Origin of the sequence: Actinomadura roseirufa (assembly GCF_900659635.1) — a bacterium.
GTDB classification, from domain to species: Bacteria; Actinomycetota; Actinomycetes; order Streptosporangiales; family Streptosporangiaceae; genus Spirillospora; species Spirillospora roseirufa.
Map to the genome: position 1 here is coordinate 1 of NZ_CAACVB010000565.1, position 1,289 is coordinate 1,289.

The window sequence follows — 1,289 nt, forward strand, 5'->3', positions numbered from 1 at the left end:
ACTGAGGTGCCCTAGATCTTCCGGACAGCCCCCCGGCTAGAGTCGGGGATGACCGGAAGGAAGTAGCAGTTGACACGGCGTAAGGGCCCGTACTCCCGGGAGTTCAAGGACGAGGCCGTCCGGATGGTGCTGGACGGCGACCGCCCGGTATCGCACATCGCCCGGGAGCTGGGGATTCATGACACCACACTGCACAACTGGGTGACGGCGTGGCGCAGAGAACACGGGAGCGCCGCGCCCGGCGAGTCCTCCAGGACCGCCGGCAGGAGCGACCGTGAGGCCGAACTGGAGCGAGAGAACCGCAAGCTCCGTGAAGAGGTCGCCTTCCTGAAAAAAGCCGCCGCCTTCTTCGCGGCCGAGAATCGGTGACGGCCCGGTACGAGCTGATCGACGCGGAGAAGGCGAACCACACGGTGTGGGACATGTGCCAGTGGCTGGCCGTTTCCCGATCCGGTTTCTACGAATGGCGCTCGCGTCCGGCTTCGGCGACCGCAGAGCGCCGGGAACTGCTGAAGGCGCAGATCATCGACATCTTCACCGGGCACCTGGAGGCTTACGGGTATCGCCGTGTCCACGCGGAGTTGTGCCGTCGCGGCGTGCGGGTCAGTCCGGAGACGGTCCGGTCGCTGATGCGCGGGCTGGGCCTGGTCGCCTGCCGGCCGGCACGGTGGCGGCCGGTCACCACCGACGCCGACGCCCGGCACCGCATCCCCGACCTGGTACGGCGGAACTTCACCGCCGATGCGCCCGGCACCACGTTCGTCGGCGATGTCACCTACATTCCCACTTGGGAGGGATTCCTGTATCTGGCGACCGTGATCGACTGCTGCACCAAGAAGGTCGTCGGGTGGGCGATGGCCGACCACTTCAGGACGCCGCTGCTCGAAGCCGCGATGGACATGGCGGCCGTCAATGTGGAGATCACCGAGCTGGCCATTTTTCACTCCGACCGCGGTTCGAACTACACCTCTGAGGCATTCGGCGGGAAACTCGCCGCGATGGGTATACGGCAATCGGTCGGCCGGACGGGCGTCTGCTGGGACAACGCAATGGCCGAGTCGTTCTTCTCCGCATTGAAGAACGAATGGCTGAACAGGTTCACGTTCACCACCCGGGCCAAGGCGCGACGTCAAGTTGTCCGTTACATCGAAGGGTTCTACAATCGCAGGCGCCTGCACTCAGGGCTCGGCTACCAGACTCCCCAGGAAGTCGAGGACCAGTACCTGACCCGCAAGGCCACAGCGTAACTCAGACGACCAGACGCTGTCCGGAGTCTCTGGGGCCCCTCA

The 1,289-nt window shown here is 65.2% G+C and carries 1 protein-coding gene; it reads left to right on the forward strand.

The annotated features are described in order from the left end of the window. Nucleotides 1–69 precede the first annotated feature (69 nt). Nucleotides 70–1,247 (forward strand): IS3 family transposase gene (locus tag E1291_RS41425; RefSeq protein WP_370771133.1). Its coding sequence is split into 2 segments (ribosomal slippage): nt 70–340 and nt 340–1,247, totalling 1,179 coding nucleotides; the frame shifts between segments, so codons are not numbered across the junction. Nucleotides 1,248–1,289: the final 42 nt, after the last annotated feature.